The 13226-nt window shown below is 66.0% G+C and carries 13 protein-coding genes; 4 read left to right on the top strand and 9 right to left on the bottom strand.

The window, feature by feature from the left end:
• The first annotated feature begins 18 nt into the window (after positions 1 to 18).
• Genes pilM through ABWW33_RS03985 form a run of 3 tightly spaced genes read left to right on the top strand, consistent with a single transcriptional unit; the run spans position 19 to position 2364 of the window.
• A complete protein-coding gene (pilM, locus tag ABWW33_RS03995; protein ID WP_353399133.1) occupies positions 19 to 516 on the top strand; it encodes a type IV pilus biogenesis protein PilM in 498 nt (165 codons plus the stop codon).
• Positions 513 to 1922 carry a shufflon system plasmid conjugative transfer pilus tip adhesin PilV gene (gene pilV / locus ABWW33_RS03990; RefSeq protein WP_353399131.1) on the top strand — a complete coding sequence of 470 codons (1410 nt, stop codon included), beginning with the start codon at positions 513 to 515 and terminating at the stop codon, positions 1920 to 1922. The genes pilM and pilV overlap by 4 nt, the downstream gene beginning before the upstream one ends.
• Entirely contained in the window at positions 1897 to 2364 is a 468-nt protein-coding gene (locus ABWW33_RS03985) for a lytic transglycosylase domain-containing protein (RefSeq protein ID WP_353399129.1), read from the top strand. Before pilV ends, ABWW33_RS03985 begins: the two co-directional genes overlap by 26 nt.
• Here ABWW33_RS03985 and ABWW33_RS03980 read toward each other — a convergent pair.
• Positions 2361 to 3077, bottom strand: coding sequence for a response regulator transcription factor (locus ABWW33_RS03980; RefSeq protein WP_353399126.1), 717 nt, complete (start codon positions 3075 to 3077; stop codon positions 2361 to 2363). The two genes, ABWW33_RS03985 and ABWW33_RS03980, sit on opposite strands and share 4 nt — an antisense overlap.
• A 142-nt stretch (positions 3078 to 3219) precedes the next feature.
• On the opposite strand from ABWW33_RS03980, the gene ABWW33_RS03975 reads away from it, so the two are divergent.
• Positions 3220 to 4308, top strand: coding sequence for a type IV pilus twitching motility protein PilT (locus ABWW33_RS03975; RefSeq protein ID WP_176650737.1), 1089 nt, complete (start codon positions 3220 to 3222; stop codon positions 4306 to 4308).
• 163 nt (positions 4309 to 4471) lie between these two features.
• Here the strand turns inward: ABWW33_RS03975 and ABWW33_RS03970 are convergent, their stop codons facing one another.
• The 8 genes from ABWW33_RS03970 to ABWW33_RS03935 form a co-directional block, all read right to left on the bottom strand.
• A complete protein-coding gene (locus ABWW33_RS03970; RefSeq protein WP_176650738.1) occupies positions 4472 to 5062 on the bottom strand; it encodes an ANTAR domain-containing response regulator in 591 nt (196 codons plus the stop codon).
• A gap of 9 nt (positions 5063 to 5071) precedes the next feature.
• Positions 5072 to 6229 (bottom strand): transporter substrate-binding domain-containing protein, encoded by a 1158-nt coding sequence (locus tag ABWW33_RS03965; RefSeq protein WP_176650739.1) that lies wholly within the window; start codon positions 6227 to 6229, stop codon positions 5072 to 5074.
• 63 nt (positions 6230 to 6292) lie between these two features.
• Positions 6293 to 7579: an amidase gene (locus tag ABWW33_RS03960; RefSeq protein ID WP_353399123.1), complete on the bottom strand. Its 1287-nt coding sequence runs from the start codon at positions 7577 to 7579 to the stop codon at positions 6293 to 6295.
• A gap of 10 nt (positions 7580 to 7589) precedes the next feature.
• A complete protein-coding gene (locus ABWW33_RS03955) occupies positions 7590 to 8297 on the bottom strand; it encodes an ABC transporter ATP-binding protein (RefSeq protein WP_353399121.1) in 708 nt (235 codons plus the stop codon).
• Positions 8294 to 10129: a branched-chain amino acid ABC transporter ATP-binding protein/permease gene (locus ABWW33_RS03950; RefSeq protein WP_444550976.1), complete on the bottom strand. Its 1836-nt coding sequence runs from the start codon at positions 10127 to 10129 to the stop codon at positions 8294 to 8296. The genes ABWW33_RS03955 and ABWW33_RS03950 overlap by 4 nt, the downstream gene beginning before the upstream one ends.
• Positions 10122 to 10955, bottom strand: a complete 834-nt coding sequence (locus tag ABWW33_RS03945; RefSeq protein ID WP_176650743.1) for a branched-chain amino acid ABC transporter permease — start codon at positions 10953 to 10955, stop codon at positions 10122 to 10124. Before ABWW33_RS03945 ends, ABWW33_RS03950 begins: the two co-directional genes overlap by 8 nt.
• A gap of 76 nt (positions 10956 to 11031) precedes the next feature.
• Positions 11032 to 12183, bottom strand: coding sequence for a substrate-binding protein (locus ABWW33_RS03940; RefSeq protein WP_176650744.1), 1152 nt, complete (start codon positions 12181 to 12183; stop codon positions 11032 to 11034).
• A 22-nt stretch (positions 12184 to 12205) separates the two neighbouring features.
• Positions 12206 to 13177 (bottom strand): porin, encoded by a 972-nt coding sequence (locus ABWW33_RS03935; protein ID WP_353399117.1) that lies wholly within the window; start codon positions 13175 to 13177, stop codon positions 12206 to 12208.
• Between the last annotated feature and the right edge of the window lie 49 nt (positions 13178 to 13226).

Raw genomic sequence — 13226 nt, 5'->3', positions numbered from 1 at the left:
GGCTGAAGGGAGACGACGATGTGGAATATCACGGTGATGCTGGTGCTGTTCTCGGTGGCGGGGTATTACACCACCCATAACCTGGAACAGCAGGACCAGAACCAGGCCAACGGCGCGCTGGCGGTGGCCGACGACATGGCGGTCTACCGTGGCGCGGTGATCGACTATTTCAGCAGCAACGACTTGCGCGACACCAGCGTGTCCCTGGCCACGCTGAAGGCCGCGCACGCGCTGCCCGCCTGGTCGACCAGCGGGCAGGGCGGCGTTGCGCCGGCCTGGGGCAACTACCGCGACGGCGCCGGCCTGATCTACATCTACGCGACCAGGCTGCCGGCCGGCGATATCTCGGCCGACATCGCCAGGCTGTCGCGGAACTCGATGCTGGCCGGCGTGTATCGCCGCGAACAGCCCAACCTGCAGTCGCCGGTGTTCGGCGACACGCATATTCCATTGACGGCACTGGCCGGCCTCGCCGTTCCCGACGGCGCCCCGGTCTGGATAGGAACCAGCCCATGACACAGCACGCACGTCACACGCCCCGCCCCCCGACCCGACGGCAGCACGGCTTCGCCCTGCTTGAGCTGCTGGGCGCACTGGCGGTGGGCGCCCTGGTCCTGCTCGGCCTGTCCACTGCGATGGACACCTCGCTGGCGGACCTGAAGGGCCAGCAGGCCGGCTATTACCAGTCGCAGCTGGTGGCGGGCGCCGACAAATACATCAGCGCCAACGCCGATGCGCTGCAGCTGGCCACGCCGACCGCCGCCACCATCGTGCCGGTCACGCTGGCGCAGCTGAAGGCGGGGCGCTTCGTGCCGCCGGGCTTGGCCGCCGTCAACGCCTACGGCCAGAGCCCGTGCGTGCTGGTGCGGCAATCCGATCCGGTCGGCCATCCGGGCCAGTTCGACACGCTGGTGACGACCGTCGGCGGCGACAAGATCGCCGACCGCGAGATCGCCGTGGTGGCGGCGGGCGCCGGCACCGGCGGCGGCTACATCAGCGCGGCCAGTCCGGCCATCGCCAGAGGCACCAGCTGGAGCATCGACACCACACCTTACCGGGGCACGGCCTGCGCCGGCGCCGGCGCGCTGACCGGCGGCGCGGCCGACGGCGGCCACCTGGCGTCGAACCTGTTCTACGGCGGCCCCGGCCAGCTGTCGACCGACTTCCTGTATCGCGGCGCGGTGCCCGGCCATCCCGAGCTGAACCGCATGAACACGCCGCTACGGCTGGCCAATGCGGCGCTGGTGGCGCCGGGCGCGTCCTGTCTGACGTCGGCTGGCGTGGCCGAGGCCGGCCTGGCGATCGATGCCGCCACCCGCGCGGTGCTGACCTGCGGCGCCGGCGGCACCTGGAGCCTGCCGTCGCAATGGAAGGATCCGGTGGCCGCCTACGCCGACCTGCCTGCCGTCGGCAGCACGACCGGCGACGTGCGCATGGTGACCACGCTGAGCCGCGCCTTCACCTGGGACGGCGCCAAGTGGGCGGCGCTGGCGGTGGACCAGAACGGCGACCTCGACGTGCCCGGCACGGCGACCGCCGCGCAACTGGTCGCGGCCAATTCGGTGTATTCCAAGGGAACCATCCGGGCCGACGGGGACATTAATTCAGGTAACGACATCGCGGCACAACACGATGTCAACGCCAGCCACGACCTGCGCGCCACGCACAACGTCTATGCCGGACGCGATATGTTCGCCGACGGCGGCGTCAGCGGCCAGTTGTGGATGTATAGCAACCATATCTCGCTGTTCCAGCATTTCAACCCCGGCGACGCCTGCAATTTCCAGGTGTTCAACGCGGCGGACGGCGTGTATTACATCCCTTTCCCGATCGGTACCATTGTGCTGGATGCGAACTCACTTTCGATGACATGCTATGCAGACGAGACCTTCAGATATGCCAACGGCACCTACCGCCCATGACCGCGCGCGGCGACGACGGCTGCTGGCCGCCGCGCTGCTGGCCGCCTGCGCCTCCAGCGCGCAGGCGTGCTGGCAGGACATCGCCGATTCGTACGGCATCAACGCGCACCTGCTGTACGCCATCGCCAAGACGGAATCGAACCTGAATCCGGCGGCGATCAACCGCAACAAGAACGGCTCCTACGACATCGGGCTGATGCAGATTAACAGCAGCTGGCTGCCGGTGTTGAAGAAATACGGGGTGGAGGAGGGGCAGCTGAAGGATGCCTGCACCAACCTGCAGGTCGGGGCCTGGATCCTGTCGCAGAATATGCGGCGCATGGGGCCGACCTGGGAGGCGGTGGGCGCCTACAACGCCAGGAATCCGCAGTTGCGCATCAAGTACGCGCAGCGGGTGTACAAGAATATTCCGGCCGAGGCGCGCGACCAGGACGTGCGCTAGGCCTGCGCTTCCAGCGGCGCGTCGCCGGCGTCCTCGCACAGTTCGAGCCGGTAGCCCTGGCTGTAGGCGGTGCGTATCATGACCACCGGCTTGCCGTCGACCTGCAATTTCTTGCGCAGCTTATAGACGTGCTGTTCGATCGTGCGGCCGGCCACTTCGCTGTCGGCGCGCCAGATCACCGTGCCGATGGTCTCGCGCGAGATGTAGACGCCGGGGGAGGAAAAGAACAGCCAGGCCATGCTGAATTCGCGCGAGGTCAGCGAAATGGGCGTGCCGAGGTAGCTGAACTTGGACGATTCCCGGTTCAGCAAAAAGCCGGAGTACTCGATCGTGCGCCGCAGGCTGGGCGGCGCGGCGCGGCGTATCAGCGCATTGATGCGCGCCGTCAGTTCCACCGTTTCGAATGGCCGTACCAGGAAGTCGTCGGCGCCGCTATTCAAGGCCAGCGCGACCAGGTCCGCGCTGCGGATCGGCGACAGGATCAGCGTCGGCGTGTTGTCGCCGCTGCGGAAGCCCAGCCAGGAAAAAATGCTGTCGTCGTCGCGCGGAGGCAGCGCGACGTCGATCAGGATCAGGTCGAAGCTGCGGCGCGTAAGCGTCCGCAACAACGCGTTCTCTGAATCGAACTGGATCGATTCGAAGCCGGCGCGGACCAGAGTGCCGCGCACTTGCTCGTACACGGTCGGGTTGCGGATGTAGCACGCTATTTTCATGTTATCGATGTCAAACAGGATGGCGTTAGGATAGCGGTTTTTGTCGAAGACGGTTGCGCATCATATAAGAAAGTGAATATTCTTGAGCATTGGTGTATGCCGATCACGGTATACTGGCCTGACTTCATATTTAGGTGACAGCATGTCCAATCACACGGCGCGTAATCTTCAGCAGGAACTGCTGGCACTGGTGAACGCGAAACGGATTTTTTCCGATATCCACATCGAACAGGATCAACCGATCATGGTGAAGGGGCCGCGCGGCTGGCTCGCCGTCGATGAAAATCCGGTGACGCTGGCGGAGATGACGCCGCTGCTGAGGGCCATCGACGAGGATTGGGAAGACAAGATCATCGACAAGGCGCTCGATCATCCGTATGTGCTGGAACAATGGCGTTTGCGCTGCAATATCTACCGCATGTCGCGCGGCAACCGGGTGGCGGTGTCGATCCGGCGCTTTCCGCTGGAGCCGATCGCGCTGGAGCAGACCGGCTTGCCGTCCTACGTCAAGACCATCCTGGAGGCGACCAAGGGCATCATCCTGGTGACCGGTCCGACCGGGGCCGGCAAGACCACCACCATCGCGTCCATGCTTGATTACATCAACACGACGCGTCAGGGCCATATCGTCACCATAGAAGAACCGATCGAGTATGAACTGCACCGCAAGCAGTCGATCATTTCGCAAAAAGAAGTGCCGACCGACACCGCCAGCTTTTCCAGCGGCCTGCGCGAGGCCCTGCGCCAGAAGCCGGACGTGCTGATGGTGGGGGAGATCCGCGATTTCGATACCGCCGACACGGTGCTGCACGCGGGCGAGTCGGGCCACCTGGTGCTGGCCACGCTGCATACCAGCAGCGCGGTGCGCGCGATCACCAAGCTGCTCAGCTTTTTCCCCCAGGACCAGCGCAACCAGCGCGCCGCGGCCCTGGCCGACTCGCTGGTCGGCGTGATCTTTCAAAGCCTGCTGCCCTCCGAGGACGGCAGCAGCCACGTGATGGCCAGCGAGATGGTGTTCAACAACAACCAGCAGATCGCCCCCTATATCGCCGATCCGGACAAGCTGCACATGATTGCCGACTTCATGAAGCGCAAGGAAGACAATATGTCGAGGAATCTCAACGAGATCCTGGTGCAGCTGGTGCAGAAAAAAACCGTGGGTACGCGCGACGCCCTGCGGGTGGCGTACAACCGCATGGAGCTGCATGAAATGTTGAACAGCAAGCGATAGCCGGTTCAGCATGGCCCGCTCCGGGCCTTCACCGTGAATACCTGTCGAGGTCCGGCTGGTTCAAGCGTTTGGTGGAAACGGTTCCATGGAGGAATATAAAATCTATGAACTATCATGTCAATATCATTCGATAAATATTTCTTCCTGTAGCCGCGGGCCCGCGCTACAGGCCCATCTTGTCGAAGGCTTCGGTGGCGCGGATCAGTTCCGTCGCCACCTGCACCACCGGTATGCGTTGCGCCGTCGCCTGCCGGCGGATGGTCTCGTAGGCTTCGCTGCTGCTGACCCGCTTGCGCTCGACCAGGATGTTGACGGCCTTCTCGATCTCCCTGCGCGAGCGCAGCGTATCCTCGAGCCGCTTGACCTTGTTGTTCAGCCGTTTCTTGTAGTCGTTGGACGAGCGCGCCAGCACCAGCGTGCTCAGGATGCCGAACGAGCGGAACGGCTTGGTGATGACGGCGCTGGCGTTGGTTTCGAGCAGCGCGCCGAGCACCGTGGGATTCTCATAGTCGATCAGCGCGATCAGCACGGCCTCGGTCTCGGTCAGGCACCAGTCGGCGGTGGCGGTCTGCTCGCGGTCGACCAGGAAGAAAATGACGTCGGTGTCGGGCGGTCGCGTCAGGCAAAACGGCCAGATCCAGCGCACCTGGCAACCGATGCGCTTGAGCTGGCCTTGCAGAATGTCGCGGTCTTCGCCCGGCGGATGAATCACGGCCACGCGCAAATGGCGCAAATCATCAAAGAGTCTGCTCATCTCAGGTTCCTACTTTAGCCAGAATTCGGAAAACTCGTATGTGGTCAGATAGGGGTCGGGCTTGACCGGTTCCGCCGCCTGCCAGACGACGTCGAAAGCGCCGTCGTCGCGGGCCACGCCGATCTTGGGCTGCAGCCAGACGTGGTGGTTTTCGGGATCGACCGCGATCGCGCCCTCCGGCGCGTCGAAGCGCTCGTCGAACACCGCGTCGACCAGTTTTTGCGTGTCCATCGAGCCGGCCCGCTCCAGCGCGCCGGCAAACAGATACACCTGGTTGTAGGCCGCCTGGCCCCAGGCGCTGACGGTGGCGTCGGCGCCGAAACGGCGCCGGTAGGAGGCCAGGAAGCGCTGGTTCTGTTCCGACGGCAGCGAGCTGAAATAGGTCGCCGAGACGATGTGGCCGGCGCAGTATTGCGGCCCGATCAGTTTCAATTCGGTCTCGCCCAAGGTCAGGCTGGCCACCGGCAGCCGCTTTTCGGCGCGTCCGGCGTCGTGCAGCACGCGGTAGAAATCGCGCGCCGGACGCCCGATCACGGTGGAAAACACCGCTTCCGGGCGGTCGCGGTAAATGTCGTCGACGGCCGCCTCGATCTCCTCGTGGCGCACGTCGAAGGGCAGGTAGATCTCATCGACGATCTCGCCGCCGTGCCGCTCGAAGAAGTCGCGCATGATGCGGTTCGATTCGCGCGGATAGATGTAGTCCGAGCCGATCAGGTACATGCGCTTGCCGCAGTTCTTCAGCAGATAGGCCGCCAGCTGCAGGCTGTTCTGGTTCGGCACCGCGCCGGTGTAGACTACGTTGGGCGAGTACTCGAAGCCCTCGTACAGCGAGCAGTACCACAGCAGGCCGTTCTTGCGCTCCAGCTCGGGCAGCACCGCCTTGCGGCTGGACGAGGTCGAGCAGCCGAAAATCACGTTCACGCCCTCGCGCGACAGCATCTGGCTGGCCAGCCTGCGGTAGGCGCCCAGGTCGCCCTGGGGATCGAACACCACCGGATCGAGCAGGCGGCCGCGCACGCCGCCGCGCGCGTTGATTTCCTCGATGGCCAGCACGGTGCCGAAGAAGTGTTCGGATTCGGTGACCGCGGTCACCCCGGAGCGGGAAAACAGGATCCCGACCCGCCAAGTCTCGTTGCCTTGCTCTGCTGCGCTATGGATAGCCGTCATATCGATCGCTCACTGGTGGTGCTGCTCATGGTACGGTATGGAACAAACGTCGCGCAAGGCCGTTCATGGGCCGCGCCGGGGCAGGGCGGCCCGTATCGCCGCCTCCACCTGTTCGGCGGCCGCCAGGCAGCGCCGGTCCTGCCACGGCTGGCCGATGATCTGTATTCCCATCGGGCAGCCTTCGGCGCCGCTCAGGCCCGGCACGCTGACGCAGGGCGTGCCGAGCAGCGTCCACACCTTGTTGAAGGTCGGCTCGCCGGTGGAGGCCCAGCCGAGCGGCGCTTCGCCCGGCGCGCTGGGCGTCATCAGCACGTCGACGCCGTCGAACAGCTCGGCGGTCCGCTGGCGGGCGGCGGCGATCAGCTGGCGCGTGGCGTCGTACTGCGCGGGCGTGACGTGGGCCGCGCCGCGCAGGAAATCGCGCAGCATCGTCGACAAGCGCGCCGCGTGCAGGTCGAATTCAAACGCCAGCGACTGGCTGGCCTCGTATTGCTGCAGCGTGGCATGGGCCGCATACAGCGCGTCGAACCACGACGGCAGCGCGATGGCCCGCACGCTGCCGCCGCGCGCCGTGATGGCGTCGGCCGCCCGGCGCACCGCCGCGGCGGCGCCGGCCGACGGCGCCTCCCACGGATAGGCCGCCGGCACGCCGACCACCAGCCCGCGCAGGTCGTCCGCCGCCGCGTCGGTCCGCAGCGGCCGGCCGATCAGCGTTTCGGCGAACCAGGCCACATCGGCCACGCCGGCCGCGAACAGGCCGACCGTGTCCAGCGACCACGAGAAACACTTCATGCCCGGCGTGGGGAACAGGTCGTAGGTCGGCTTGTAGCCGGCGATGCCGCAGAACGACGCCGGCCGGATGGTGGAGCCGCCGGTCTGCGTGCCGACGGCGAACGGCACCATGCCGGCCGCCACCGCCGCCGCCGAGCCGGAGGACGATCCGCCCGCCGTGCGGCGCGGGTCGGCCGGGTTCCTGGTCGGGGTCGGCGCCATGTAGGCGAACTCGCTGGTGACCGTCTTGCCGACCACCACGCCGCCGGCGCGGCGTATCAGCGACACGATCGCGGCGTCGGCGGCCGGCCGGTGCTCGCCGTAGATGGGCGAGCCGTAGGCCGTGGGCAGCGCGGCGGTGTCGAAGATATCCTTGACCGCCACCGGCAGCCCGGCCAGCGGGCCGCGCGCCTGCCCGGCCAGCGCCAGCGCCGCCGTCGGTTCGAGCACGGCGACGAAGGCCTGGGTCTCGGCGTCGTGCGCGGCGATGCGGCCGATGGCGCCGGCCATGACGTCGTGGCGGCTGATCTCGCCCAGTTCGATCTGGCGCGCGAGCTGCGCGCCGTGGAGCATGTTCATGGTGGTCCTCCTAGACGCTCAAGTGTCGCATGATGTCGCGCTGGGCGTCGGCGCCGCGCGTGTCGCCGGTCTGCACGATCTCGCCCAGCTTCAGCAGCGCGTAGCGGTCCGCCACCGTGGTGGCGAACTGCACGTTCTGCTCGACGAACAGGATCGCCGTGCCGTGCGTGGCGCGCTGGTGCAGCAGCGCCGCCGCGACCCGGTCGATCACCGACGGCTGCATGCCCTCGGTGACTTCGTCGATCAGGATCAGCGCCGGCCGCACCATCAGCGCGCGGGCGATCAGCAGCATTTTCTGCTCGCCGCCCGACAGCGTGCCGGCGCGCTGCGCCATGCGCCCCTTGAGGAAGGGGAACAGGTGCTCGACCTCCGCAAAGCGCTGGTCGAACAGGCTGTCCTTGGCCAGCCCCAGCCGCAGGTTGTCGCGCACGTTCAAGTCGTGGAACAGCGAACGCGATTGCGGCGCGTAGGCGATCTGCGCGCGGGCCACGCGGTGCGCCGGCTGCCGCGTCACATCCTTGCCGAACAGGGTCACCGAGCCGCCGCGCTTGGGCAGGTAGCCCATGATCGATTTCAGCAGCGTGGTCTTGCCCATGCCGTTCTTGCCGACCAGCGCGACGATCTCGCCGGGCCGGATCGACAGGCTCACGTTGCGGACCACGATGGCGTCCTTGTAGCCGCTGGAAATGTCGTGTAATGCCAATGCCGCGTCGCTCATGCCATGCTCTCCTGTGTGGCGTTGTTGTGTTCGGCCGCCGGGGCGGCGTGGCCGGCGTACACCGACTGCACCAGCTCGGACGCCACCACCTCGTCGACCGTGCCCTGCATGACGATCTTCCCCTGGTGCAGCACGACCACGCGCGACGAGATTTCGCGGACAAAATCGAGGTCGTGCTCGACCAGCAGGCAGCACAGGCCGTAGTCCCTGGACAGCTCGATCAGGATGTGGCCGATCTTGGTGCGCTCGGCCTTGGTCAGCCCGGCGGTCGGCTCGTCCAGCAGGATCACGCGCGGCTCCAGCGCCAGCACCATCGCCAGCTCCAGCGCCTGCTGCTCGCCGTGCGACAGGTTGCGGCATACCCGGTCGAGCTTGGTGTCCAGCTCGGTGGCGCGCAGCACCGCCAGCGCGTACGGCGGCAGCGACAGGCTGTTGCGCTCGCGTACCAGCGACGGCGTCTCGATGCGCGCGCGGGCGATGCGCAGGCACTCGGCCACGGTCAGCGATTCGAACACGTTCGCGGTCTGGAATTTCCTGCCGATGCCGAAGCCGACGCAGCGGCTCGGCGGCAGCTGCCGCAGGTCGTGGCGGTCGATGCGGATGTCGCCCGCGCTGCGCTCGGCGCCGTCGCTCATGCAGCGCATCAGCGTGGTCTTGCCGGCGCCGTTGGGGCCGACCAGGCTGACCAGTTCGCCGGGATAGGCGGTCAGGTCTATGCCCTCCAGCACCTTCAGGCTGCCGAAGTGCTTGGCCACGCCGGCCAGCTCCATGGCGGGAATGGTGCGGTCGATGCGGTCGATGCCGCTGCGGCGGTCGGGCGCCGCCGTCAGCGTCGGCACCGGGGCCGGGCCGGCGGTGCGCGCGCGCCGCGGCAGGAAGCGGCGCAGCTTGAGCGCCAGCGGCATCAGCCCCTGCGGCAGCAGGATGATGACCAGCACGAAGGCGATGCCGACCAGCAGTTTCCACAGGAAGGGCAGGCTGCCGCTCAGGTAGGCGCTGGCGGTCTCGATCAGGATCGCGCCAAGCACCGGGCCCAGCAGCGTGCCGCGGCCGCCCAGCGCCACCCAGATGATGATCTCGGTGCCGAACACAAAGCCGGACAGTTCCGGCGCCACCACGCCGCTGAAGGAGGCGTAGCCGAAGCCGGCCACGCTGGCGACCAGCGCGGTGACCACCAGCAGGGCGATCTTGACCAGCGAGGGATTGATGCCGAGGTATTCGCAGCGCGATTCATTGTCGCGGATGCCGACCAGCACCTTGCCGGCGTCGCTGTGGACGAAAATCCAGGCGGCGCAGGTCAGCAGTACCAGCGCGCCGCCGGTGATCCAGAACCAGGCGTCCAGCGGCAGGTCGATCGTGGTGTAGCCGGTCAGGCCGGAACTCGAGCCGGTGAAGGTGCCGCCCGAGAACAGCAACTGCGTCATGACGATGGGCAGCACCAGCGAGATGACCGACGCGTACAAGGGCGTGGCGCCCTGGTAGAACGACAGCCAGCCGACCAGCAGCGACACCAGCGCGGCGCCGGCCAGGGCGATGCCCAGCGCCAGCCAGGCCGGTCCGGCGCCGAAGCCCATATGGGTGAACACCAGGCCGGCGGCGTAGGCGCCGATGCCGAAGAAGGCCGACTGGCCGAACGTCAGGATGCCGGTGTAGCCCCACAGGATGTCGACGGTCAGCGCCACCATGGCGAAGCAGCAGGCGCGGATGACGATGTTGAGCAGATAGGTGTCGAGCAGCGACGGCATCAGCGCCACCATCAGCAGCGCCGCCAGCGTGACGCCGAACACCGGCTTCAGCGATTTGCTGGAGGCCTTGGTTGATGTCTTAATCATGAGAAAACCCCTTCGGACGAATGCGCAGCGTGATCGCCGACAACAGCACGATGGCGATACCGCCCAGCACCGGACTGACAAATGTACTCAACAACACCTGGATGCCGCCGAACAGCGCGGCAGCCGCGACCAGGCCGAACATGGACGAGCCGGCCACCATGACCAGCATGAAGGCATTGATCAGCCATGGTATCCCCATGTTGGGATCGACGCTGGACAGCGGCGTGATCAGGGTGCCGGCCAGGCAGCCCAGGCCCGCGCCCAGGCTGAAGGTGAAGAAGCGCACCCGGCCCGAATGAATGCCGAGGCCGCGCGCCAGCTCCTCGTTCATGATGACGGCGCGCGTGACCAGTCCGAAGCGGGTCTTGGTCAGCAGCACGCTCAAGGCCAGCGCCAGCGCGGCGGCCAGGCCGATCAGCACGATGCGGTAGGCGGAATATTCGGTGCCGAACACCGACATCGGTCCGGACACCGGGCTGGTGGCGAATTGCGCCTCGCGCCCAAAGCTCAGCGTGATCAGCTGCGCGATGACGATGCCCAGGCCCCAGGTGGCCAGGATCGCGTCCAGCGGACGCGCATACAGCGGGCGCACGATGAAGTACTCGATCGCCATGCCGCAGATCCAGCCCGTCGCCATCGCCACCGGCAGCGCGATCCACGGGTTCAGTCCCAGCTGGGTGACCACCAGGCTGGCGTAGGCGCCTATGGTCAGGAACGCACCATGCGCGAAGTTGATGATCTTCATGACACCGAAGATCATCAGCAGTCCCGCCGCCACCAGATACAGGATGGCGGCCGAACTTATCACATCCAAAAACAACGACATTTCATCTCCTCGTTTTACTTTCTGCGTCAGGAACCGGGCGCGGGGCCCGGCTCCTTGTCAACTTACGCCGGGTGCCCTAGTTTGCCGGACATTGCTCCCCGGGGCCGATGTTATTGAAGTCCTGCACCACCTTGACGCTGCCGTCCGCCTGCACCTGGCCCAGGTACATTTTCAGCGGCGTATGGTGCTGCTTGGACATCTGCACATGGCCGCGCGGGCCGTCGTGCGACACCTCGGCCAGCGCCAGCCTGACCTTGGCCGGATCGGTGCCGCCGGCCTTCTCGACGGCCGCCTTGTACAGGTAAATGGCTTCGTACTGCGGCACCGACAGATCGTTCGGCACCTTCAGGTCGGCGCCGAATTTCTTCGCGATGTCAGCCAGGTACTTCTTGTTCTGCGGATTGTCGATGCCGGTCACGTACGACGCTGAAATATACAGGCCCTGGCCGTCGGCGCCCATGCTCTTGGCCGTGCCTTCGTCCACCGCCAGGTTGCCGTACAGCGGATTGAGGCCGGTGGCGCGCAGCTGCTTGGTCAGCGACACGTTGGGCGCGCCGCCGGCGGTCGAGGTGATCAGCGCATCGGCCTTGCTGGCGCGCAGCTTGCTCAGCACCGCGGTCCAGTCGGTGCCGTCCATCGGCAGGTACTCTTCGCCCACCACCTTGCCGCCCTGGCTTTCGATGAACTTGCGGGTGAACTCCAGCATGCCGCGGCCGAACGAGTAGTCGCTGCCGACCAGGAAGAAGGTCTGCGCCTTCTTGTCGCGCATGAAGTAGCGGACGATGGGCGGCACCTGCTGTTCCGGCACCCAGGCGTTGACGAACAGCCATGGGCTGCACGAGCGGCCTTCGTAGAACGAGGTGTAGATGTACGGGATCTTGCCCTTGTTGACGATGGGCAGGCCGGCGTTGCGGGCGGCGCTGGTTTCCATCGAGATGATCACGTCCACCTTCTTGCGGAACACCAGCGAGTCGAAGGCTTTTTGCGCGCCCACGGCGCCCGAGCCGTCGTCGGCGATTTCCAGCTGCAGCTTGCGGCCCAGCACGCCGCCGCCGGCGTTGATCTCGTCGACCGCCAGCTGCGCCGACTGCACCACGCCGGGCGCCACCACGCTGTTGGCGCCGGACAAACCGATCGGCACGCCGATCTTGATCGGCTCGGCCGCCATCGTGGCGCCGGCGCACAGGATGGCCAGTGCCATCGCATTCAATTGGATTATCTTATGCATTTTTTTTGCTCCCCAAATATGTTCAGAACGAATGGCTGATGCCGAGCGCGTAACCGTGCACATTGTCGCGCAGGTGTTCGGTCCAGGTATCGGCGTAGACGCTGGTGCGTTTCGAGAACGCGTGCACGTAGCCGAAGCTGACCTTGTGACTGCCCAGTCCCTTGTTGCCGCCGTAGCCGCCGCGCAGCGAGTCGTGCGCGTTCAAGCCGTAGGTGGCGGCCAGCAGGTAGAGGTTCTCCGCCTTGAGGTTGAGCACCTTGGTGTGCGCATAGCTGGCGAACACTTTCAGGCTCTCGACGGTATACGTGCCGCCGGCGTAGGCGATCGAATCGTCCTCATGGTTCTTCTCGTAGGACACCACGGCCAGCACCGGGCCGCTCTCGTAGTTGAACGCCGCGCCCTTGTTGCGCTTGCGGGCGCCCGGCGCCAGTTCCGCCTCGCCGGAAACGGTGATGTTGGCGCCGTTCCAGCTGGGCGTGTCGTAGAACACGGCGTTGTTGATGCGGGCGAAGGTGGCATAGTTCAGCGCCACGTCGTTGGTGCCGTCGGCGCTGTAGCTGCCGGTCTGATAGCCCGACAGGGTGGCGAAGGTGGCGCCGTTTCCCCATGGCTCCAGACGCCACAGCGATTGCCAAGCGGCCGACATGGCGCGGCCCAGGCGCAGCGTGCCGAGCGACTCGCTCTTCAAGCCGACCGTCGACTCGCCCTGCCAGAAGGTGCCCGGATTGGACAGGCCGCCGGTGTCGGGGTTGAACCGCATCTGCAGGTTGAACACGGCCTTCAGGCCGCCGCCCAGGTCTTCCGTCCCCGCCAGGCCCAGCCAGTTGAAATACCCCGGCCCCATGGTCAGCGGCGTGTCGCTGGATTTGCCGATGGCGGTGTCCAGGTTGCCGTAGAAAGTGACGTTGCTCTGCGCGTGTACCTGTGTCATCAGCGCCGCCAGCGCCAGCGCGGTGCAGCCCCCGGTACATCCTAGTCTTACGAAGCTTTTCATTGCTCTTATCCCTCTTTTAATATGAAAAAATCCCAGTGTCATGGTCCCG

Origin of the sequence: Duganella hordei (genome assembly GCF_040369125.1) — a bacterium.
Taxonomy (GTDB): Bacteria; Pseudomonadota; Gammaproteobacteria; order Burkholderiales; family Burkholderiaceae_D; genus Rugamonas; species Rugamonas hordei.
Note: the sequence above shows the minus strand (reverse complement) of the source record. Positions and strands in the feature narration are given on the sequence as shown.